The sequence below is a fragment of the Shewanella oneidensis MR-1 genome (genome assembly GCF_000146165.2).
GTDB lineage: Bacteria > Pseudomonadota > Gammaproteobacteria > Enterobacterales > Shewanellaceae > Shewanella > Shewanella oneidensis.
Genome location: NC_004347.2, coordinates 2,875,677 through 2,897,726, shown reverse-complemented (window position 1 = coordinate 2,897,726; position 22,050 = coordinate 2,875,677). Strand labels below are relative to the sequence as shown.

General features: G+C 45.7%; 19 protein-coding genes and 1 pseudogene. 10 read left to right on the top strand and 10 right to left on the bottom strand.

All coding sequences use genetic code 11. The features are described 5' to 3' along the window. Positions 1-154: 154 nt before the first annotated feature. From fabF to SO_RS12830, 4 genes are all read left to right on the top strand, one after another. On the top strand, positions 155-1,393 hold the full coding sequence (gene fabF / locus SO_RS12845) for a beta-ketoacyl-ACP synthase II (RefSeq protein ID WP_011072710.1): 1,239 nt from the start codon (positions 155-157) through the stop codon (positions 1,391-1,393). A gap of 177 nt (positions 1,394-1,570) precedes the next feature. Further along, positions 1,571-1,939 carry a hypothetical protein gene (locus SO_RS12840; protein ID WP_011072709.1) on the top strand — a complete coding sequence of 123 codons (369 nt, stop codon included), beginning with the start codon at positions 1,571-1,573 and terminating at the stop codon, positions 1,937-1,939. Positions 1,940-2,055: 116 nt separating this feature from the next. After that, entirely contained in the window at positions 2,056-2,535 is a 480-nt protein-coding gene (locus SO_RS12835) for an acyl-CoA thioesterase (RefSeq protein WP_011072708.1), read from the top strand. A 283-nt stretch (positions 2,536-2,818) separates the two neighbouring features. After that, positions 2,819-3,694, top strand: coding sequence for an NAD(P)-dependent oxidoreductase (locus tag SO_RS12830; RefSeq protein WP_011072707.1), 876 nt, complete (start codon positions 2,819-2,821; stop codon positions 3,692-3,694). A 106-nt stretch (positions 3,695-3,800) separates the two neighbouring features. Here SO_RS12830 and SO_RS12825 read toward each other — a convergent pair whose 3' ends face one another. Next, positions 3,801-4,649 carry a D-hexose-6-phosphate mutarotase gene (locus tag SO_RS12825; protein ID WP_011072706.1) on the bottom strand — a complete coding sequence of 283 codons (849 nt, stop codon included), beginning with the start codon at positions 4,647-4,649 and terminating at the stop codon, positions 3,801-3,803. A 227-nt stretch (positions 4,650-4,876) separates the two neighbouring features. On the opposite strand from SO_RS12825, the gene SO_RS12820 reads away from it, so the two are divergent. Next, positions 4,877-6,667 (top strand): acyl-CoA dehydrogenase C-terminal domain-containing protein, encoded by a 1,791-nt coding sequence (locus tag SO_RS12820; RefSeq protein WP_011072705.1) that lies wholly within the window; start codon positions 4,877-4,879, stop codon positions 6,665-6,667. A 73-nt stretch (positions 6,668-6,740) separates the two neighbouring features. On the opposite strand, the gene asnB is transcribed toward SO_RS12820, so the two are convergent. Both asnB and SO_RS12810 read right to left on the bottom strand, forming a co-directional pair. Continuing rightward, on the bottom strand, positions 6,741-8,405 hold the full coding sequence (gene asnB, locus SO_RS12815) for an asparagine synthase B (RefSeq protein WP_011072704.1): 1,665 nt from the start codon (positions 8,403-8,405) through the stop codon (positions 6,741-6,743). A gap of 472 nt (positions 8,406-8,877) precedes the next feature. After that, complete coding sequence (locus SO_RS12810) at positions 8,878-10,551, bottom strand: M28 family metallopeptidase (RefSeq protein WP_011072703.1); 1,674 nt, start codon at positions 10,549-10,551, stop codon at positions 8,878-8,880. 54 nt (positions 10,552-10,605) lie between these two features. Between SO_RS12810 and SO_RS23405 the strand changes: the two genes are divergently transcribed. Continuing rightward, a complete protein-coding gene (locus SO_RS23405; protein ID WP_274544322.1) occupies positions 10,606-10,740 on the top strand; it encodes a hypothetical protein in 135 nt (44 codons plus the stop codon). Here SO_RS23405 and SO_RS12805 read toward each other — a convergent pair. The 5 genes and pseudogenes from SO_RS12805 to purM all read right to left on the bottom strand — a co-directional run. Further along, positions 10,737-11,172, bottom strand: a pseudogene (locus SO_RS12805) (HAD hydrolase-like protein); the annotation flags it as partial. The gene SO_RS23405 and the pseudogene SO_RS12805 sit on opposite strands and share 4 nt — an antisense overlap. A gap of 71 nt (positions 11,173-11,243) precedes the next feature. Further along, positions 11,244-12,059 carry a TIR domain-containing protein gene (locus SO_RS12800; RefSeq protein ID WP_011072702.1) on the bottom strand — a complete coding sequence of 272 codons (816 nt, stop codon included), beginning with the start codon at positions 12,057-12,059 and terminating at the stop codon, positions 11,244-11,246. Positions 12,060-12,375: 316 nt separating this feature from the next. Beyond that, positions 12,376-13,122, bottom strand: coding sequence for an HAD-IIA family hydrolase (locus SO_RS12795; RefSeq protein WP_011072701.1), 747 nt, complete (start codon positions 13,120-13,122; stop codon positions 12,376-12,378). Positions 13,123-13,262: 140 nt separating this feature from the next. Beyond that, positions 13,263-13,907, bottom strand: a complete 645-nt coding sequence (gene purN / locus SO_RS12790; RefSeq protein ID WP_011072700.1) for a phosphoribosylglycinamide formyltransferase — start codon at positions 13,905-13,907, stop codon at positions 13,263-13,265. Beyond that, the gene (gene purM, locus SO_RS12785; RefSeq protein WP_011072699.1) at positions 13,907-14,944 is read right to left on the bottom strand and encodes a phosphoribosylformylglycinamidine cyclo-ligase; all 1,038 of its coding nucleotides are present in this window, start codon (positions 14,942-14,944) and stop codon (positions 13,907-13,909) included. The genes purN and purM overlap by 1 nt, the downstream gene beginning before the upstream one ends. A 327-nt stretch (positions 14,945-15,271) precedes the next feature. On the opposite strand from purM, the gene upp reads away from it, so the two are divergent. Further along, the gene (gene upp / locus SO_RS12780) at positions 15,272-15,898 is read left to right on the top strand and encodes a uracil phosphoribosyltransferase (RefSeq protein WP_011072698.1); all 627 of its coding nucleotides are present in this window, start codon (positions 15,272-15,274) and stop codon (positions 15,896-15,898) included. 189 nt (positions 15,899-16,087) lie between these two features. Beyond that, positions 16,088-17,491, top strand: a complete 1,404-nt coding sequence (locus SO_RS12775; protein ID WP_011072697.1) for a GGDEF domain-containing protein — start codon at positions 16,088-16,090, stop codon at positions 17,489-17,491. Between the two features lie 76 nt (positions 17,492-17,567). Here the strand turns inward: SO_RS12775 and SO_RS12770 are convergent, their stop codons facing one another. Next, a complete protein-coding gene (locus SO_RS12770) occupies positions 17,568-18,887 on the bottom strand; it encodes a Na+/H+ antiporter family protein (RefSeq protein ID WP_011072696.1) in 1,320 nt (439 codons plus the stop codon). 369 nt (positions 18,888-19,256) lie between these two features. Between SO_RS12770 and SO_RS12765 the strand changes: the two genes are divergently transcribed. Next, positions 19,257-19,862: a peroxiredoxin gene (locus tag SO_RS12765; RefSeq protein WP_011072695.1), complete on the top strand. Its 606-nt coding sequence runs from the start codon at positions 19,257-19,259 to the stop codon at positions 19,860-19,862. A 71-nt stretch (positions 19,863-19,933) separates the two neighbouring features. Here the strand turns inward: SO_RS12765 and rnt are convergent, their stop codons facing one another. After that, on the bottom strand, positions 19,934-20,602 hold the full coding sequence (gene rnt, locus SO_RS12760) for a ribonuclease T (protein ID WP_011072694.1): 669 nt from the start codon (positions 20,600-20,602) through the stop codon (positions 19,934-19,936). A 142-nt stretch (positions 20,603-20,744) separates the two neighbouring features. On the opposite strand from rnt, the gene motY reads away from it, so the two are divergent. Next, a complete protein-coding gene (motY, locus tag SO_RS12755) occupies positions 20,745-21,614 on the top strand; it encodes a flagellar protein MotY (RefSeq protein ID WP_011072693.1) in 870 nt (289 codons plus the stop codon). Positions 21,615-22,050: the final 436 nt, after the last annotated feature.

Here is a 22,050-nt window from a genome sequence, read left to right as displayed (position 1 = left end):
GCCTCATTCTGCAATCGTGCCATTCAATCGTCTCTGGAAGTTGTGTTGAATTTATCCATGAGATGCTCGCCGCAGATTGGCGAAGACTTTTTAATGATAGAACCGCATTTATCTGTCATAACCATATTTATTTAGCATTCAAAAGGTGACTGCCGTGTCTAAACGTCGTGTAGTGGTAACCGGTTTAGGGTTAGTAACGCCCGTGGGCAATACTGTCGACACAACTTGGAAAGCCCTGCTTTCGGGTAAGAGTGGGATTGCGCCCATAACCAAATTTGATGCCAGCGAATTCACCACTCGTTTCAGTGGTTCTGTAAAAGATTTCGATGTTGAGCAGTACTTAACCAAAAAAGACGCCCGCAAAATGGACCTCTTTATTCAGTATGGTATGGCTGCAGGCATCCAAGCTATCCAAGACTCAGGTCTGGATATGAGCAAAGTAAACCCAGGCCGCGTTGGTACCGCTATCGGTGCTGGTATGGGTGGAATGTGGTTGATTGAGCAAAATCACAGTGCGTTAATGAACGGTGGTCCACGTAAAATTTCGCCTTTCTTCGTGCCGAGCACCATCATTAATATGATTGCAGGCCATTTATCGATTATGTACGGAATGACAGGCCCTAACTTTGCCGTCACTACCGCCTGTACAACCGGTGTGCATAATATCGGTTTTGCGGCGCGCACCATCGCCTATGGTGATGCTGACGTAATGGTTGCCGGTGGGGCGGAAGATGTCACGTGCCCATTAGGTGTAGGTGGTTTTGGTGCAGCAAAAGCCCTCTCAACTCGCAATGATGATCCAACTGCAGCGAGCCGTCCATGGGATAAAGACCGTGATGGTTTTGTGATCGGTGATGGCGCTGGTGTAATGGTGATGGAAGAATACGAGCACGCTAAAGCGCGCGGTGCGACCATTTATGGTGAACTCGTTGGCTTTGGTATGAGCGGTGATGCTTTCCATATGACCTCGCCACCAAGTGATGGTGCGGGTGCCGCAGCGGCTATGGTCAATGCCGTTAATGATGCTAAGCTACCACTTGAGAAAATTGGCTATATCAATGCCCATGGCACTTCAACCCCCGCAGGTGATAAAGCGGAAGCGGCGGCGGTTAAGTCGGTCTTTGGTGATCACGCTTATAATCTGCTTGTGAGTTCGACTAAGTCGATGACGGGTCACCTATTAGGTGCTGCGGGCGCGGTGGAGGCGATTTTCACTTTATTGGCACTACGTGACCAAGCGGTACCACCGACCATTAACCTCGATAATCCTGACGAAGGGTGTGATTTAGACTTTGTGGCACACACTGCCCGCGATGTGAAGTTAGATTACGCTCTATGTAACTCCTTCGGCTTTGGTGGAACTAACGGTTCATTACTGTTTAAGAAAGTCTAAAAGGTTATTATCTTCATAAAAATGCGCCAATTGGCGCATTTTTTTATGTTCATCTTGTGCGGAATGTCTCTTTGTAACCTGCTGATATCATGATGGTTAATGTTTTTTCATCAAGCTTGTTTCATCCTTTTTACCGCCGATAATGACAGACATAACTCGCTTTAAAGGCAATCTGTCATGTTAAACCCTATCGTTATCCCACTCGTACCAATGGTGGGGGCTGTAACCGCTAATTTGACCGAACTTATACGTGGTGAATCCAAAACTTGGCATCCTAATATAGATATCGGCATGAAGACCTTCATTTTTGCCATTGCGGCTTATGTGGTGGTCTGGTTCGCGTTGTTAGTCACCGCCATCATTGTTGGTGGTACCGATCATATATCGTCTGGATTGGAGGTCATTGGACTCTTTCTGTTAGGGCTTGGGTTTTACACTTGGGGTAACGGAAGACGCTTTGTCAGCAGTGAGTTGCAGCTGTGGTTATATCGTTTAGCCTTGCCTGGAGTATTATTGTCCTGCGGGGTTATCAGCTACTTTGGTTAAATCGGTTATCTGCGCAGATGCAATCGCAATTATTTTTACGTTATTGACTATTTCTGTCGTAAACTCAACTTATTGCAAAATCATTGAGCCACAGAGGCTGAATAAGTTGAGGTTATATGGCTGGTATCGATAGACAAATTACCCTGAGATTTTTGTCAGAGCCTGCGGATGTGAATTTTGGTGGTAAGGTTCACGGTGGCGCTGTGATGAAATGGATTGACCTTGCAGCCTATGCCTGTGCTGCGGGGTGGAGTGGTAAATATTGTATTACCGCTTACGCAGGTGGTATTCGATTTGTTCAACCGATTTTAGTGGGCAACATTGTCGAAGTTAGCGCGAAGGTGATTTATACCGGTAAAACCTCTATGCATATTGGTATCGATGTGCGGGCCGGCGATCCTAAGGTTTCAGAGCGGCATCTTACGACTCACTGTATTGTCATCATGGTTGCAGTCGATGAACAAGGTCAGCCCACGCCAGTACCTGAGTGGGTGCCACAGACTGAAAATGATATTCACCTTCGAGATTCTGCACTGCGCTTAATGGAGATGCGTAAGAAAATTGGTGCCGAAATGGAAGCCCATGTACAGAAATAATCGTTCGACAGAAACAACAACGGCGCCGAGTGCGCCGTTGTTGTTTCTGTCGAAAACTGCGTTTGCAGCGCTAGGCATTTTAACTCTGACGCTCAAGCAAGCGAATGCTACACTGCCGCCATTGCTTTAGCCGCTTATTCACTCCTAAATTTGAAACACTTGCTCGCATTTTTTTAGTATGGGCAGGAAAGTTTGAGGAGTAACATAAGCGCGCAAAGATACATTTTATGCAAACCTTTCAACTCGTTTATCAAACACTTTGCTTCAAATAAAGGAATTCCTCATGGCAAAAGTCGCATTTATTGGTTTAGGCGTAATGGGTTATCCCATGGCAAGACACTTACTCAACAAGGGCCATGAGGTCACAGTGTATAACCGGACTTTTGCTAAGGCACAAACTTGGGTCGATACCTATGGCGGTCGGTGTTGCCCAACGCCTAAAGAGGCGGCAATAGGTCAAGATATTGTATTTACTTGTGTGGGTAATGATAACGATCTACGTGAAGTGGTGTTAGGGGATGATGGGGTGATCCATGGTATGGCGCTCGGCACTGTATTGGTAGACCATACCACTGCGTCTGCCGATGTGGCCCGTGAGTTACATAAAGTATTAGGTGAAAAGGGGATCGATTTTCTCGATGCACCTGTATCGGGTGGTCAAGCTGGGGCTGAAAATGGTGTGCTCACGGTTATGGTCGGTGGTGAGCAAGCCGTATTTGAGCGTGTTAAACCTGTTATTGAAGCGTTTGCACGCTGCGCCGAGCGTTTAGGTGAAGTAGGCGCTGGGCAGCTCACTAAGATGGTCAACCAAATTTGTATCGCGGGTGTCGTGCAAGGTCTTGCCGAAGCGCTGCAATTTGCCCGTAAAGCTGGGCTTGACGGTGAAAAAGTGGTGGAAGTTATCAGTAAAGGTGCCGCGCAAAGCTGGCAAATGGAAAATCGCTACAAGACCATGTGGGCACAAAACTATGATTTTGGTTTTGCGGTTGATTGGATGCGTAAGGATTTAGGCATTGCCTTAGAAGAAGCCCGCCGCAATGGTTCGCACTTACCCTTAACCGCGTTAGTGGATCAGTTTTACTCAGAAGTTCAAGCCATGGGCGGTAATCGTTGGGATACCTCAAGCTTGTTAGCGCGTTTTGAGAAAAACACTAAGTAGGTGTAGGTTGTTGCCTAATAGATGGCCATCATAAGTTTGATGACATTAAAAAAGCCCAGTCATTCACTGGGCTTTTGCATTGATGGGGTTATCGATAAGAGTCCAATTAGTCTGCCCAGCGAATATGGGTGATAAGGCTGTGGCTTTCACCAGGAGCGAGAGTGAGCTTATCTTCAAGCACATTGGCGGCTTCTAAACACACCATGGTCAGATAGTCATTGTCATTGAAGCGGGCAAGCCGGGTCGATTTTTCAATCCACGGGTTCCACAGCACCGCCGAGCGGCTATTCTCACGGCTTACTTCAATTATACCTTTTGGCGTATGTAAGTGTTGTACTGGGCCTAGGTTGGTGTAAACGCGGTCGGTTTCACGGTCAAATAACACGTCATCTGTGGTTTGCGGGTATGGGCCTTTAGCAAACTCAATATATTGAGCACCGCTAAATCCTGTCGCTTTAAGCTGGTGAATATCTTCAATCGGAAAATAGCTGTGTAGCGCTTGAGTGAGGCTCACGGGTACATCACCAAGGTTGGTATTAATCAAGCTGATACTTAACGTTTCACCTAAGGTAAAGAGTACGTTGACTTGGGTATTGTGCGGCCAAAAGACCTTATCTTCTTCGCTGATGGTTAAGCTGAAACGCAAATCCACCAATTGATTACGCATCTCAACTGATTCTAGCGCCCAAACTCGGGTGCGAGCAAAACCGTGTTGTGGGAAATTGGCTTCACTGCTCATGCCAAACCATGGCCAACATACAGGTACACCACCACGGATCCCATTTCCGGGTTGATAGTCATCGGCGGAGGAAACCCATAACAATGGGGGCTTACCGACAGGTTGAAAATGGTCGATTTGCGCGCCCTGTAAAAAAATTCTCGCTTGGCATAATGCCGTGTTCACTTCGACATAATCGAGCCCGTTTGCGTGTTTTTTGGTGGTAACAGAACCCATAGCAACAATATCCTCAACCTGATGACGTATCAGCAATACCGACACTTAGCTTACAAACTTTTGCGCTTGAGCATAAGCCTTTGTTGCGATCAATTTACGGTTTTGCTGTTCGACTGGGCAAACAAAAGTCACTCAACCCAAGGAGAGATGCTTTCTTTTTCAACAGATTTAGCTAAAGTGGTCAGAGCACTTAGTACATTGCCATAAAACAAGAAAGGGAAGCCATTATGCCAGTCTATCAAGCACCACTGCGTGACTATCAATTTATCCTCGATGAAATGTTGCATATTTATCAGCAAGATGCCCTAAAAGGCTTCGATGAAATCGATCCCGAACTGGTCGATGCTATCCTGCAAGGTATGGCGGATTTCAGCACAGAGGTGATGTTGCCATTAAATAGTATCGGTGATGTGCAAGGCTGCAAATTAGTGGAGGGTAACGTTGTTACCCCAGAAGGCTTTGCCGACGCCTATCAGCAATTTGTCGATAATGGCTGGCCGACATTGACCTGCGATCCCGCATTTGGTGGTCAAGGGCTACCCGAAGTGGTTGGGATTTTCGTCACCGAAATGCAAACCTCGACCAACATGGCCTTTGCTATGTATCCAGGACTTACCCATGGCGCTTACTCAGCCATTCATGCTCACGGTAGTGAGGCATTAAAACAAAAGTATTTACCTAAATTGGTGAGTGGTGAATGGACCGGCACCATGAATTTGACCGAATCCCATGCGGGAACCGACTTAGCACTGCTGCGCACTAAGGCCGTGCCAGCGGCGGACGGCTACTTTGCTATCACCGGCGAGAAGATTTTTATCTCCTCGGGCGATCATCCATTCACCGATAACATAGTCCACCTAGTCTTAGCGCGCTTACCTGATGCTCCCGAAGGCGTGAAGGGGATTTCACTCTTTGCTGTGCCAAAAGTGTTAGTCAACAGTGATGGCAGTTTAGGTCAAGCTAACAGCCTGTATGCCAGTGGTCTTGAACATAAAATGGGCATCCACGGTAACTCAACCTGTGTGATGGTATTTGATGGCGCACTCGGTGAGTTAGTGGGAGAACCGCACCAAGGGCTGCGCGCCATGTTTACCATGATGAATCAAGCTCGCCTTGGGGTAGGGATGCAGGGATTAGGCGTCTCCGAAATCGCTTATCAAAATGCGTTGGCTTACGCCAAGGACAGATTACAGAGCCGTGCTATTAGTGGGGCGAAAGCCCCTGAAAAAGCGGCTGATCCCATTTTGGTACATGGTGATGTGCGCCGAATGTTGTTATCACAAAAGGCCTTTAATGAGGGCGCCCGCGCACTTGTAGGGCAACAGGCGTTGTGGTTGGATGAAGCTGAGCGCCATAGCGATCCTGCAAAAGCCAAAGCGGCCTCGCAATTAGCGGCCTTGTTTACGCCTGTGGTGAAGGGATTTATCACTAACCGAGGCTTTAATGCCTGTGTGGATGCGCAGCAAGTGTTTGGTGGTCATGGCTATATTCACGAATGGGGCATGGAGCAATTTGTGCGTGATAGCCGTATTGCACTGATTTATGAAGGTACAAATGGTATTCAGGCGCTCGATTTAGTCGGCCGTAAACTGCTGAGCGACCGTGGTGCGGCTATGCAGCAATGGTCAACGCTGGTCACTGAATTTATCCAATCACAAGGCAAAGATGCCCAAATGCAGCCCTATGTGAGTGGACTAATGGATTGCGCTACCGATTTACAAAAGGCAAGTGGCTATTTAGCGACCCATGCGGCCAGCAATCCTGATATTATCGGCGCGGCATCGATGGCGTATCTTGAGTTGTTCGGTATTACCGCTTTAGCGTGGATGTGGGCGCGAATGGCGAATATTGCGCTGACTGCACTCGACAATGGCACTGAAGAAGTGGGTTTCTATCAGGCTAAATTGAAAACCGCTGATTTTTATATGGCGTATTGGGCAGTGCAGAGTCGTAGCCTACGTAAGCAATTGGAGCAGGCAAGTGAGATGTTAACTCAATTGGATGAGACTATCTTTTAAGCCTTACGGCGACTCGTGTTAACTTAGTAATATTAAAGCCATCCTAGGATGGCTTTGTCATTTTAACGGCTAATCAATAACTCGCAGCATGTACAGAGCGTACGGCTCGGCCTGATGGGTCGATAATACCCCGTAAACTTTCATCCCAGGCCAGTGCTTCTGGGGTTGAGCAGGCGACCGACTTGCCCCCAGGAACCGTTTCGGCGGCACTTGGCAATGGATAATGCTCCTCAAAGAAACAACGGTAGAAATAGGCTTCTTTGGTTTCTGGCGTGTTATAGGGGAAGCGGAACTTCGCGTTGGCCAGTTGCAAATCGTCTACTTGCTCTGCGGCATGGGCCTTCAAACCATCGATCCAAGAGTAACCCACGCCATCGCTGAATTGTTCCTTTTGGCGCCAGGCGACTTCTTTGGGCAATTTATGCTCAAAGGCTTGACGCAGAATGTGTTTCTCAATCCGGCCATCCTTAGACATTTTTGCCTCAGGGTTGATTCGCATCGCCACATCCATAAATTCCTTATCGAGGAAGGGCACACGGGCTTCGAGTCCCCATGCGGCCATGGCTTTGTTGGCGCGCAGGCAATCGAACAGATGCAGTTTATCCAGCTTACGGACTAATTCCTCATGGAAAGCCTGTGCGTTTGGCGCCTTGTGGAAGTATAAGTAGCCGCCAAAGAGTTCATCAGCGCCTTCGCCAGAGAGCACCATTTTAATGCCCATCGCCTTGATTTTTCGTGCCATTAAATACATTGGTGTGGCCGCACGAATGGTGGTGACATCATAGGTTTCTAAGTGATAAATCACTTCTTTAATCGCATCTAGCCCTTCTTGGAAGGTAAAGTTGATCTCATGGTGAATCGTTCCAATGGCATCAGCAACCTTTTTGGCAGCGATTAAATCCGGTGCGCCTTTTAAACCGACAGCAAAGGAGTGTAGCTGCGGCCACCAAGCGCCCGTTTCACCGTCATCTTCGATGCGACGTTTAGCAAATGTCTGGGTGATAGCCGAGATCACCGATGAGTCTAAACCGCCGGAGAGTAATACCCCGTAAGGTACATCGGACATCAATTGGCGCTTAACTGCAGCTTCTAGAGCTTCACGCAATTCTTCTTGGCTGGCGCCATTATCTTTAACTGCATCATACTGTTGCCAATCGCGAGTGTAGTATTTCACTGCCGCAGCATCGCTTGAGTATAAGTATTGGCCCGGCTGGAATTCTTCCACGGTTTTACACACTGGCATCAGTGCTTTCATTTCAGAGGCGACATAGAGGTTACCTGCCGCATCACGACCCGTGTAGAGCGGGATGATACCCATATGATCGCGACCAATTAGGTAGGCGTCTTTGGCTTTGTCGTAGAGTACGAAGGCGAAAATACCGTTTAATTTATCAAGAAATTCAGTGCCATATTCCTGATACAGCGCCAGAATAACTTCGCAATCTGAGTTGGTTTGATAGCTGTACTTATCGCCTAACTGGGCTTTGAGTTCTTTGTGGTTATAGATTTCACCATTGACTGCGAGGATAAGGCTGCCGTCTTCGGTTAGCAGTGGCTGCGCGCCATGTTCAATATCGACAATGGCCAAGCGTTCGTGGGCCAAAATAGCTTTATCGCTGGCGTAAATGCCTGACCAATCGGGGCCGCGATGGCGCATCAGTTTGGACATTTCTAGTGCGACTTGACGCAGCTCTTTTGCATCGGATTGAATATCTAAAATTGAAAAAATCGAACACATAATCCCACTCCTAAACCACTGCATTTCATTTGAGGATGTCTCAATTGAGTATCAATGTGCCAGCGATTCGGGATTTTGCCAAATTTTATTTTTGATGATTTATTCGTTTTTTGGTGTTTTAGATGAGTTTGTTCTGTCTTTAAAATGACTTTGATTGAATATTATCTAATTAATTTCGCTTTTTTATACATAAAGTGTTTTTGGTTGTGGATTGCAAAGTGGGATATTGGCAAATATGTAATGTTCACTCAAGAAAAACCGTTTTTGAGAAAATCATCATAAATGTGAGCAAGATAGTGATTTAAGAGTAAGCACTGCTGATTTTATAAGCAGCTTGTTGGCAGTCTTGAGCCTAATGCAGCAGTCAAGGTTAATCGCGTTGGTAAAGTGAGGCGGCTCGGTAAAATAATAAGGCACCTTCATGGTGCCTTATACGACTGTTTTAGCATTAACATCGCTCTGCTAGAGCTGTTTAGTTTGCGGCCTTGGCAAGTGGAGTTTTGGCGGGGCGAAGATTGTTAAACTCAGTGCCTGGATAATACCCAGGCCAATCTTGACTATTACCTAACTCGCGAGTCACTTGATAGTAAACTTCCAGATCTTGAATCGCACCACTCAAATCCCAGTCTTCACGGTATTCATCGCAGACATTGTGATAGCAGCCTTTCATGGTTGCTTGCATTTGAGTCTTATAGTCAGCGGTTGCCGCATCGATAGGCTCACTACCGCCTCCGGCAAAGACCGCAGGTACGCCGAGTTTGGCGAAGCTGAAGTGATCAGAGCGGAAGAAACCGCCCGAAGCTGGATTTTTTTCACCTAAAGCAATGCGGTTTTGTTGTTTGGCGGCATCGATTAGGTAGTTCTCAAGCTCAGATTTGCCTTTACCGACTATGGTAAAGTCCTTGGTTTTTCCATAGATATTGGTGCTATCTAGATTGAGTACCGCCACCGTTTTATCAATCGGATAGATAGGATTAGCGGCATAATAACGTGAGCCAAGCAAACCTTGCTCTTCGCCTGTGGTGGCGATAAACGTTACTGAGCGGGCTAAACCGTGGCCTTGTGTGGCATTGTCGGCAAGTTGTCTGGCGATTTCTAAAATGCCGGCAATACCGGAAGCGTTATCCATTGCGCCATTGTAAATTTTATCGCCTTCTTTACTGTCATCTTTGCCAATATGGTCCCAGTGGCCCGTGAACAGGATATGTTCATCGGCTTGCTGCGAACCGGCAAGAGTGGCAACAACGTTATAGCTATTGGCGTATTCTGCTTTGTTTTTAAAGGCAATATTGGCCGTTTGCTCAAGGGGTAAGTTAATTGGGCTATCGGCGGCGCGAGCCATTAGCGTAGGAAGAGATAGGCCGGCCTTTTCAAACAGTTTTGTGGCGGTATCTAAGGTTAACCAACCTTCAACTTGGACGCGGCTATCTTGCTCGGCTTTACTAAGGACTAAATCCTGCTGCGGTCCTGTCCAACTGTTTTCGACCACTGACCAAGGATAAGATGCAGGTTCAGTATCGTGAATGAGTAGCGCGCCGAGCGCACCTTGGCGGCTAGCTTCTTCAAATTTATAACTCCAGCGACCGTAGTAGGTCATGGCTTTGCCATTAAATTTGCCTGAATCTGGACGGGCAAAACCGGGATCGTTCACTAAGATCACCGCTATTTTGCCTTTCATGTCGAGATCTTGGTAATCGTTCCAAGCATATTCAGGTGCATTAACACCGTAGCCAACAAATACCAGTGGCGCGTTCTCAATGTTAACGCCACCGTTATCATGGCGACTGCTGAGCACCAGATCTTGACGGTATTTAAAGGGTAATCCTGCCAACGTGACTTGCTGCGCTTCATCTGCGGTATAGCTCACCATAGGCACAGGTTGTAAAAAGCTGCCTTGGTAGGCACCTTTAAGTCCCATCTCTGTAAAGGCTTTGGATAAATAATCCAAGGTGAGTTTTTCACCCTGAGTGGTCGGCGCACGGCCTTCAAACTCATCGGAGGAAAGGTTTTTAATATCGTTTCTAAAGCGTGCTTCATTCATTTGCACGGGTTTAAGTGCTGCACTGCTGTTGGCATCGGGCTGGGCCGAATTGGGGCTGCAGGCACTGAGCATGGCTAGCGCGCAGACAGGATACAAACGTCGCATAGGTTAATCCTACTGTTGTTTTTAGGGCGTGTTTAACGCGAATATCAAAGGGGTATGTCGCGGGTTATCATGAAGCAAGCGGCAATGGGGTACAAGGGAAGTACAGCGGCAAAAATGTTACTTAATGTTAAAGTCAGTGGCGCTTCTCAGCACGCTAAGGCGCTGAGAAGCGAGCAGTTTGAGGTTTAAACCACGTCAATATCGCCGGCGCAGGCAAACACATGATTTGGGCGGAAGGGTTCTTTATCGATATCTTCAAGCTTACTTACGCCGCTAGTGACTAGAATGGTCTCAAGTCCGCAGAATATCGGTGCGCATATTGTCGCCGATGATCACAGTGTTTTCCGAGTGACCATCAATATGATTGAGCGCGGAGCGGATAATCCACGAGCTGGGTTTGCCTACGTAGAAGGGTTTTTTACCAGTAATTCGTTCAATGGGCGAACACAGCGCGCCGCAGGCAGGGCTGTAAGCGGGGCCATGGGTGTCGGGATTGGTGGCGATAAAACGGGCGCCACGGGCGACGAATCCGGCGGCCTTATGGATCATATCCCAATTGTAGGAGCGGGTTTCGCCAACAATCACAAAATCGGGATTAATGTCGGTTATGAGCAAGCCTGATAAAATGGGTTAACCCTTACAATAACAACAAAAAACAGATGTGTTTAGCAAGGGCTTTAATCGGTATAAAGCTAAAGATTAGCGGGATTTATAGGGTAACCAGCTTCGTGTAGTTCTCTCAATAGGTCTATTTCCCAGTTACTACTTGGTATGTAAACGACACCGTCAATATCGCTGGGTTTTTCTACATAGCCTTCAACAATAGCTGCAACATTTGGTCTACCAATAAGCCCCATCAAGTAACCGTGTTCAAAAACAACGTTTTGACGCGCTCTGGGTTGTAGCTCATGTTGGACAGCCTTAACCTTTGTTTCACCCATGTCATCAGGAGTATATAGGACAATACCGTAACCAACGCCTTCAGCTAAACGTTCAAGCTTTTTAATGATAGTGTCACCTTTACTTGCATTGAGATGCAAAATAATTGGATCAAAACCATGCTTACGAAGAAATGCTTCAGTGCGATATTTTGCTGCTTCATCATGCCCATGCACGATTAACACTTTTTTTGATTTAGCTTCAGGTATAGTCTTCACGTCTTGAACTTCCTTGTTGATTGGGGTGAAATCATAGTCATCATTTTGTATATCAAGAATTAAACTTTCAAGATAGGCATTCATAGCGCTACCATCAGTTTTCCAGAAAAAATCATGGTATGACATACCGTTACGGCGTAGGAATACACCATATGTAGGGTTTGCTTTCTCATTAAAACGTTGGACTTCGTTAGGGATATATTGGTTTAAGAACTTAGTAACGGATTTTTTCCAAGCATTGTAACGTTCATGACCGTAATCAGATGTATTACGGCTATACGCCTGATAAACATCCTCTATAAGCCTATCTTTAAGTTCAACTAACTTTTCAATGATCTCTTGCTTTTCCATCCATGCCTCACAAAACAATGTTATTAGGAGCATTCTATCGCGTTAGCAAGATATGGCAAGAAGTTGGGAGGTAACTAGCTGTTTTAAAATGAGGTTTGTGATGCCGTTCTAGAGGTGTTACTAGCAACTTGATCCACAATTGGAATTTGACACTGTCACAGATTTCAATCCTTTTTAAGGGGCGCTTAGAAAACCACGTTGATTTGTGAAATTAACCTGACACAGGATTATGAACAGCCTCTATTTAGTTTATGGTGCCCAGCGCTTTAAGCACTGGGCACATATTGGGAAATGAGCTTAATTAAATAGAGAAGAGTTAAACCACATCGATATCGCCAGCGCAGGCAAACACATGGTTCGGGCGGAAAGGCTCTTTATCGATATCTTCAAGCTTACTTACACCGCTGGTGACCAGAATGGTTTCAAGTCCTGCTTGAAAGCCCGCCAGAATATCGGTGCGCATATTGTCGCCGATGATCACCGTATTTTCGGAGTGACCATCAATATGATTGAGAGCGGAACGGATAATCCATGAACTTGGTTTGCCTACATAGAAGGGTTTTTTACCAGTAATTCGTTCAATGGGCGAACACAGGGCGCCGCAGGCGGGACTGTAAGCGGGGCCATGGGTGTCGGGATTGGTGGCGATAAAACGGGCGCCACGGGCGACGAATCCGGCGGCTTTATGGATCATATCCCAGTTATAGGAGCGGGTTTCGCCGACAATCACGAAGTCGGGATTAATGTCGGTAATGGTAAAACCGGCTTTATAGAGTTCATGGGTGAGGGCGCCTTCACCGATCACAAAGGCTTTGCTGCCTTCTTGGTGCTTTAAAAAGTCGGCGGTGGCCATCGCCGAGGTGTAAAAACATTCTTCGGGCACGTCGATTCCTGCGGCGCTGAGGCGATTTTGCAGATCTTTGCCCGTTTGCACCGGATAGTTGGTGAGAATAACAAGGGGATTGCCTTGCTCGAGAATGCGCTGAATAAATTTATCGCTGCCGGGGATCAGTTTATTGTCGTGCAGTAGTACACCATCGATATCGCAGATAATATTTTTCATCTAATAATCTCTTGTATGCCGAACAAAATCACTTTTCGTTAGCTTATCTAATGCCACATTTGTTCATAAAACAATGGTTTTGTGATGTCATTGCGAAAAAAAAAGAGACCTTAAAGGTCTCTTTTTCAAATATTCAGAAATTAATCGGGAGCGTAGCCGCTAGGTCCGATAAGCGTGCCATCAAGATAGGCTTGACCATCTTGCATGTTGAGACGTTGATGGCTGAACCATTTCACCACGAGGGGGTAAATGGCGTGCTCTTGCTCGTGGACACGGGCGGCGAGCATCTCTGCTGTATCGTCTTCATAAACGGGCACTTTTGCCTGTAAAACTACCGGGCCGGCATCCAGCTCTGGCGTGACAAAATGCACGCTTGCGCCATGTTCAGTTTCTTTGGCATCAATGGCGCGCTGGTGGGTGTTTAATCCGGTAAATTTGGGCAGCAATGAAGGATGGATATTGATCATACGACCTAAATAGTGATTTACGAAATCATTGGTTAGAATGCGCATAAATCCGGCCAACACAATAAGATCGGGTTGGTATTGTTCAATCGCTGCCAGTAAACGTGCATCGTAATCAGAGCGAGATTCACCTGGGCGAGCTATCACGCAGCTGGTATCAATTTCACTATGATGGGCGCGAACTAGGCCATAGGCATCGGGATTATTACTGATCACTCCGACAACTTCGGCCTGCAAATTATCGTCACAACCGTCGATAACCGCTTGCAGATTACTGCCATTTCCGGAAATTAACACAACTACACGACAGCTTTGGGGCATTACAGGATCTCCACTTGCTCTTCATTGCCTTCACGCGCGGCGATTGCACCGATAAGCCAAGCTTGTTCGCCTTCGGCTGCAAGCAGAGCAAGGGCGGCATCGACTTTATCAGCTGGCAACGCAACAATCATGCCGACACCACAGTTAAAGGTACGGTACATTTCATATTCTGCAATGTTGCCGTTTTCCATTAACCAACTGAAAACCGCAGGCCATTGCCATGAATCACCTTGGATAACGGCTTTGCAGTTTTCAGGTAGTACGCGGGGGATATTTTCCCAGAAACCGCCGCCAGTGATGTGCGCCATGGCGTGCACGTCTGATGCTTCAATCAGCTTAAGCAATGATTTAACGTAAATTTTGGTTGGTTCTAACAGATGTTGGATCAATGGCTTGCCATTGAGATCCTGTTGAGGGTCCGCTTGGCTGACTTCTAATACTTTACGAACTAATGAATAGCCATTTGAATGAGGACCACTTGAAGCTAAGGCGATCAGTGCATCACCCGCAGCGACTTTACTCCCATCAATAATGTCGGCCTTTTCAACCACACCCACACAGAAACCTGCGAGGTCGTAATCTTCGCCTTCATACATGCCTGGCATTTCAGCGGTTTCACCGCCGATTAACGCACAACCAGATTGGAAACAACCTTCGCCGATGCCATTAACAACAGCGGTTGCTGTTTCAACATCGAGCTTGCCTGTTGCATAGTAATCGAGGAAAAACAACGGCTCTGCGCCTTGAACGATTAAGTCGTTCACACACATGGCTACTAAGTCGATACCGACGGTGTCGTGTTTTTTGTAATCGATAGCTAAACGCAATTTAGTACCAACACCATCGGTGCCTGACACTAAAACAGGTTGTTTGTATTTAGTGGGTAATTCACACAATGCGCCAAAACCACCTAAGTTGCCCATAACTTCTGGACGACGGGTACGTTTAACAGCTGCTTTAATGTTATTTACCAGTGCATTACCAGCATCAATATCAACGCCGGCGTCTTTATAGCTCAGTGGGGTAGGAGTGCTCACGGAGGATCCTCTCGGGTACATCGTTATTGGATTTTTATGCGGCCGTATTCTATCAGCTTGTGCTAGGGGTCGAAAGTCATGATTTGGATTTATCAGTATCTACGGAGTTTTTTTAGCTTCACAGGGGGATATTTCACATTTTCTATCCTGTGATTGGTCATAAAATAGTGCGTCAGTGGGCGTATCTTAAGCGATAGGTAACCTTTCTTGGGATATTGCTCACGATTAGATCGAATGGCAAAACTTTATGTTTTACCAAATAAACAAATCATCTAAAATCTGAAAAATTTGCCTAAGATAATTCGCGAACAATAGTAGGAGAGAAAAATGAAAGTTGTCGAGGTTAAACACCCGTTAGTGCGTCACAAAATCGGCTTAATGCGTGAAGGTGACATTAGCACTAAACGTTTCCGTGAGCTAGCCGCTGAAGTGGGCAGCTTATTAACCTATGAAGCTACCGCAGATTTCGAAACCGAAACTGTTACGATTGAAGGTTGGAATGGTCCGGTTGATGTGGATCAGATCAAGGGTAAAAAAGTCACTGTGGTGCCTATTCTACGTGCGGGCTTAGGCATGATGGATGGTGTACTTGAGCATATTCCAAGTGCGCGTATTTCGGTTGTGGGTATCTATCGCGATGAAGAAACCTTAGAGCCAGTGCCTTACTTTGAAAAGCTTGCCAGCGACATGAACGAACGTATCGCACTTATCGTTGACCCCATGCTCGCGACGGGCGGCTCAATGATTGCGACCATCGACTTACTCAAAAAACGTGGTTGTACTTCGATTAAAGCTTTGGTACTTGTGGCAGCTCCAGAAGGAATAAAGGCGCTTGAAGCGGCTCATCCTGATGTAGAGCTTTATACTGCAGCAATTGATAGATGCTTGAACGAGAAGGGCTATATCCTGCCTGGTTTAGGTGATGCTGGTGATAAGATTTTTGGTACTAAATAATATCCTGATGGCTTGAATGCCATCTCTATGTAATCAGGGAGCTTTGGCTCCCTTTTTGTTTTTGGGTAATACCATTTTTGCCGACACGTTCTAAAGTTAACAATAAGATTTATTTCAACATAAGGCGTCGACGGTGCGCAGTTGGTTGCAGTAAATCGAGTTTAACTATGGTAACCATCGGGGATGCTAATGGGCTCAAAACTCAGTTGGCCTTGTGTTCGTCAATCCTGTTTATTGGCAACCTTGGTATTTATTGTACTGCTACTCACCCTTTTGCCCTTAAAAATTGATAAGGAACATAGGGCATTTACAAACTTTGTACGGGCAAAACATGTGGTGCCAAGCTATGTTGAATTGCTGGGTAAGTCATTGTATCTACATGATATTATTGATTTTGATAGTACCCTACTGGCCCCCGTTAAGCTTGACCCATCACGCTTATTACTGCCACCCGGAGGCACCTTGCTGCCGGAAGAAGAGCAGATTATTCGTTATTTTGACTACCTGTATTCGAGCAAGAAAATCGCAGTTAGGGACGCGTTTATTTATATTGGCCTTTACAAAAGCAATGCATTCTATGTTGCAACACCTCTTCCTGAAGAGGTGAAAAGCCGTTTAATGAATAAGCAAAATTCCGCAAATGAGTTTTGTCAGCGCCTAAAATATTGCAGCAAGGATGCTTCGGCTGAATCCTTAGCGGATGATATTGTGTTATCTACGCCTTATCTTGATGAAATAACTGGGGATATTATTTTATCTATGGCAGCACCCATTTCATCCTCCCATGAGCCTGAACACCTTTTAGGGGATGTTATTGCCGATACATCATTCATGGCATCGGATTTTATGCAAGGAAAAGTATTTGAAATCCAACACTCGGGTTATGGCACTGAAATTGTGATTACGGGAGATAGTCTCTGGACGCGGATCACGCCGGATTTTTTGTTTTACGCTATGAGTGATCATTTAGATAATCTGAGTTTTTTAACCTATAAAATCAGTGTGCTACGTTTTGTTATGTTGTATTTTCCCCTATGGTTGTTACTCAGTACAGTTATCATGATTTATCAAATCAAACTTAATAATATTAAACAGTTGCGAGTTGATCGTCAGCGTTTTAGAGAGGCTATGCTGTTAGACCCTTCAACCAAAATCTACAATAAAAAAGTCTATGAAACGCTGATTTTTAAGGCTGTCATTGCTTCGCAGTATGCGGTGATTTGTATTGATGGCGATAAGATCAAAACCATTAACGATAGTTATGGCCATAAACTGGGTGACATGGCGATTATGCAAATTGTAGAAGCCATGCGAGCCGTTTTTCGAGAAAGCGACATACTTATCCGCACAGGAGGTGATGAGTTTGTAGTGATTTTAGCCAACTGTCCTGTTGCTAAAGCGTTACAACTTGCTGATAAATTAAAGGATAATATTGCACAACGACATTTTTTAAATATGCTGACTGTATCTTGCGGTGTCGCGGATTCGACAGACTACTCATCCTTTGATGCGGTATTACAGGCTGCAGACAAAGCGCTCTATGCGGATAAGGCACAAAAAAGAGGTCATGCTGGCGATGATGTCCTGCGGTAAAGCGAAAAGTGAAATCAATAAAATCCAATCATAAAAAAGCGTGGCTTTACCACGCTTTTGCTTAAATCTTTATGTCTTAGAGCACCATGGCGGCAATCCAACCAAAGACTAACAAGGGAATATTGTAGTGAATAAAGGTTGGGATAACGCTATCGCGGATATGATCGTGTTGGCCATCGGCATTTAAGCCGGATGTTGGGCCAAGTGTCGAGTCTGACGCTGGAGAGCCTGCATCTCCCAAAGCAGCAGCTGTACCTACTAGCGCGATGGTTGCGGGTACTGAAAACCCAAAGCTTAGCGCCAAGGGCACATAAATGGTCGCGATAATCGGAATGGTTGAAAATGAAGACCCAATTCCCATCGTGATTAAGAGACCCACGACTAACATCAAAAAGGCGGCGAGGGCTTTATTGTCGCCAATCAACGAGCTTAATGATGAAACCAGCGTACCGACTTCACCGGTTTCTTTCACAACTGCGGCAAAACCCGCGGCGGAGATCATGATAAAACCGATGTTGGCCATCATGCGCACACCCTGAGTAAAGATATCTTGGTCGGCTACGTGTTTTAGAGCGCCCGAGAAACTAAAGATCATAAAGCCGACTAAGGCGCCGAAGATCATTGAATCTGTCTCTAGCTGCACAAACAAGGTGGCAAGGATGGCTAATGCAGCGATAACGATATTGCGCTTATTCAGTTTTTCTTCTGGCTCGGCACTGAGAACTTTAGTTTCATCATATACCCGTGGCTTGCGATAACTGACAAAAACAGCGATCAATAAACCGACCACCATGCCCGCTGCGGGGATCAACATGGCAGGGGGAATTTGGTCACGCACAGCGACTAAGCCATTACTTGTCAGGTTGGATAACAAAATATCATTTAAGAAAATTCCACCAAAACCCACGGGTAAAATCATATAGGTAGTGACAAGACCAAAGGTCAGCACACAGGCGACCAAGCGGCGGTCGATATTCAGTTTGGTCATCACATGCAAGAGTGGTGGCACTAAAATCGGAATGAAGGCGATATGGATTGGCAGGATATTTTGCGATGCCATCGACATTGCCAGCAATGATAATAATAGCAACCAGCGCACCCAATTGGTGTTTGTTGCATTGGGCTCTCGGCCAAGGCTTTTAATGATCGAGTTTGAAATCAGTGTTGTTAAGCCTGAATGGGATAATGCCACCGCAAACGCACCCAGTAAGGCATAGCTGAGGGCGATTTGTGCGCCGCCACCTAATCCCGTGTTAAAGGCATCAATGGTGCGATGCAGATCCATTCCCCCGACTAAACCTGCAACCAGGGCACTGATAGTGAGCGCAACAACCACATTCACCCTTGCTAAACTGAGGGCTAACATTAAACACACAGCAATAACGACTGCATTCATAGACAATTTCTTAATTCTGTAAACCAAAAGGGTTATTTTTGACTGCAAAGGCCATGTCTGTCCAGTTTACCGAGCCTTAATCTGAAAAATATCTGAGAATGTGAATTGGGTGGGTTTTTGCTGTTAGACGAATGTGGCTTACAACGCCTATCTGTGGCAAAGATTGCTCTATCCTTAAGCAGTAATGTCAAAATACCCTTGAAAAATGTGATATTGGTCTTAAATAGGTTGTAAGGCAGAGCACACGACTTATAATGCCTAAAGATTTGATTGGTAAGCGCTCTCAAAAGCACTTGCGTAAATTTGCGCAAGCGTGTTTGGGAGATGTTTTACTTTATAGTTAGTTCAACTCATAGATGGAGATATAAAATGAGCGTATTAGTAGGCCGTCCGGCTCCTGATTTCACTGCTGCAGCTGTATTAGGTTCTGGCGAAATCGTCGATAGCTTTAACTTAACTGCAGCCATCAAAGGCAAGCCTGCGGTTGTATTTTTCTATCCACTTGACTTCACTTTCGTTTGTCCATCAGAGTTGATCGCGTTCGATCACCGCATGGAAGAGTTCACTAAGCGTGGTGTGGTAGTGATCGGTGTATCTATCGATTCTCAATTTACTCACAATGCATGGCGTAACACCCCAGTTGAAAAGGGTGGTATTGGCCAAGTGAAATACACTTTAGTGGCTGACGTTAAACACGACATCTGTAAAGCATATGATGTTGAACACCCAGAAGCAGGTGTTGCGTTCCGTGGTTCATTCCTGATCGACAAAGAAGGTATGGTACGTCACCAAGTGGTTAACGATCTGCCATTAGGCCGTAACGTTGACGAAATGTTGCGTATGATCGATGCACTGCAATTCCACGAAGAGCATGGTGATGTTTGTCCTGCTGGTTGGGAAAAAGGCGACAAAGGTATGAACGCAAGCACTGCTGGTGTGGCGGCTTACCTTGCTGAAAACGCAAGCTCTCTGTAATTTGCGAACCTTTTGATAAAAAGAAAGCTGCCCAATGGCAGCTTTCTTGTTTTAGGCAATTTTTTGTAAAGCTATTCTTCGCTATCCATATCTTCAGATTCGCTGGTGGCTAATAGTGGCCAACCCCCTAAGGTTTTCCAACGGTTGACGATATAACAAAAGAGTTCTGCGGTGCGCTCAGTATCATAGAGTGCAGAATGGGCTTCTTTATTATCGAAGGGAATGCCCGCCATAATGCACGCTTTGGCCAGTACCGTATGGCCAATCGCTAATCCAGCCAAAGTTGCAGTATCAAAAGTCGCAAACGGATGGAAGGGCGATCGCTTTAAGTCACAGCGTTCGATAGCTTTACTGACAAAGCCATGATCGAATGCGGCATTGTGCGCCACAATAATGCTGCGGTGACAATCGGATGCTTTTTGGGCTTTTTTAACGGCTTTAAAAATCTCTAAAAAAGCGTCTTTTTCGCTGACCGCCCCCCTTAACGGATTCGTGGGATCAATACCATTAAAGGCCAGAGCTTCGGGTTCTAGGTTGGCGCCCTCAAAGGGTTCTATATGAAAATGCAGGGTTTTATCAATCCCTAGCAAGCCTTCATCATCCATTTTCAGCAGCGTGACGGCTATTTCCAGCAACGCATCGGTTTGAGAGTTGAAGCCCGCCGTTTCGACATCTATCACTACCGGAAAGTAGCCTCGAAATCGGTGTTTCAATTTGTTTGCGTCGCAAATATCGCTCATTAAAGTACCCAAGAAAAATCACAGGGCGCTATTATGCTAAATGTACTAGGATGTGTCATGTTTGATTGCTGGTTTTATGAGCTAAAGGAACTAAAAAGTTTGCCGATAAAACCTCGTAACCGAATAAACACGAGTAAGGGCTATGTGGCGAAAACTGATATTAGTATCAATTTTATGCGTTCCAGCAACTGCAATGGCAGAGTTGCGTCACTATGTGGCCTCGTTGGGCGAGTCCCAATGGCGAGTCAGTCAAAACAGTCCCATCGTTTGTCGTCTTGAGCATGATATTCCATCCTATGGTAAGGCGATTTTTACCAGTGAAGCGGGTAAGCAATTAAATCTCAACTTCACTTTGGATATGTGGGTAAAACCTGATCAAGTGACCCAAGCTAAACTAATGAGCAGAGCACCGAAATGGCGACCTGGCGTGGTATCTAAAGAAATCACCTCGTTACGTTACCAAAAGTATTTTAATGGTGAAGTGCCTAAGCGCGCAGCTTGGTCAATGCTAAACGAGTTAAGCCGCGGTATGGAGCCTACTTTTTACTATGCAGATTGGTATGACGAGTCTACTAAAATTGCTGTAGGGCTTTCATCGGCCAATTTTGGTCGAAAATATGCCGAGTTTAAGGCCTGTTTATCCCATTTATTACCTTATAGCTTTGAAGATATTGCGTTTACTGTGCTTAATTATGATGAAGGGGGGACAGACTTAACTCGCTTCTCACAGCAACAGCTTTCGCGGATACAAGAATATCTGTCCTACGATCCAGATGTCGAGTTGGTGTTAGTCGATGCCTATACTGACAGTCATGGTGGCCGTTCAGTTAACCAGAAAGTGTCTGATAAGCGCGCTGAATCGGTAAAAGATTTCTTTGTTTCCAGTGGCATTCCTCAAGATAGGATTGTGACTGTTGGTCACGGCGAGCGACGTCATGTGGCTTCAAATGAAGATATTGAGGAAAGGGCGCTAAACCGCAGGGTTGTTGTCCGAATTAGCAAACCGCTCTAAATCAAACCTGAATTCTATCAATGCCAAGTCTGTTGACTTGGCATTGTCTTTTATTGACGCTGTTTGTACTAGCGTCTACATGCGATGGTGCTCTGTAGGTCTGATGACTAAACCTTGGATAGGCGCTACAGAGATTTTTATGTAACAAAAAATGCTGAATGCCGCTAAGTGTTAGCTTGCTGTTTGAATTGGAGTAAAAAAAAGCCCACTTAATCTAAGCGGGCCGCAAAATAATGCATTTGCAATCAACAAATTGAAGGAAGGAAGTCAAGCATAAGAACCAGGGATGAACTGACGTGTTGGGAACACATCAGCCTAAAAGTTCTTTGTTTTCAATATCCGCTGGCGGATATCTCCTGAAAACAAGCACATTTTAGTGTGTAGCCTCGGGGCAAGCAAACGAGAAAAATTGCCTTGATACATTAGCTAAACTAAT

Coding starts and splice junctions, on each gene's coding strand:
- SO_RS12770 (WP_011072696.1), bottom strand. CDS start 18,887: ATGAATGCAGTCGTTATTGCTGTGTGTTTAATGTTAGCCCTCAGTTTA.
- SO_RS12825 (WP_011072706.1), bottom strand. CDS start 4,649: ATGGGTTCTGTTACCACCAAAAAACACGCAAACGGGCTCGATTATGTC.
- SO_RS12830 (WP_011072707.1), top strand. CDS start 2,819: ATGGCAAAAGTCGCATTTATTGGTTTAGGCGTAATGGGTTATCCCATG.
- SO_RS12765 (WP_011072695.1), top strand. CDS start 19,257: ATGAGCGTATTAGTAGGCCGTCCGGCTCCTGATTTCACTGCTGCAGCT.
- asnB (WP_011072704.1), bottom strand. CDS start 8,405: ATGTGTTCGATTTTTTCAATTTTAGATATTCAATCCGATGCAAAAGAG.
- SO_RS12835 (WP_011072708.1), top strand. CDS start 2,056: ATGGCTGGTATCGATAGACAAATTACCCTGAGATTTTTGTCAGAGCCT.
- SO_RS12775 (WP_011072697.1), top strand. CDS start 16,088: ATGGGCTCAAAACTCAGTTGGCCTTGTGTTCGTCAATCCTGTTTATTG.
- SO_RS12810 (WP_011072703.1), bottom strand. CDS start 10,551: ATGCGACGTTTGTATCCTGTCTGCGCGCTAGCCATGCTCAGTGCCTGC.
- rnt (WP_011072694.1), bottom strand. CDS start 20,602: ATGAGCGATATTTGCGACGCAAACAAATTGAAACACCGATTTCGAGGC.
- motY (WP_011072693.1), top strand. CDS start 20,745: ATGTGGCGAAAACTGATATTAGTATCAATTTTATGCGTTCCAGCAACT.
- SO_RS12820 (WP_011072705.1), top strand. CDS start 4,877: ATGCCAGTCTATCAAGCACCACTGCGTGACTATCAATTTATCCTCGAT.
- upp (WP_011072698.1), top strand. CDS start 15,272: ATGAAAGTTGTCGAGGTTAAACACCCGTTAGTGCGTCACAAAATCGGC.
- SO_RS12840 (WP_011072709.1), top strand. CDS start 1,571: ATGTTAAACCCTATCGTTATCCCACTCGTACCAATGGTGGGGGCTGTA.
- SO_RS12795 (WP_011072701.1), bottom strand. CDS start 13,122: ATGAAAAATATTATCTGCGATATCGATGGTGTACTACTGCACGACAAT.
- SO_RS23405 (WP_274544322.1), top strand. CDS start 10,606: ATGTCGCGGGTTATCATGAAGCAAGCGGCAATGGGGTACAAGGGAAGT.
- SO_RS12800 (WP_011072702.1), bottom strand. CDS start 12,059: ATGGAAAAGCAAGAGATCATTGAAAAGTTAGTTGAACTTAAAGATAGG.
- purN (WP_011072700.1), bottom strand. CDS start 13,907: ATGCCCCAAAGCTGTCGTGTAGTTGTGTTAATTTCCGGAAATGGCAGT.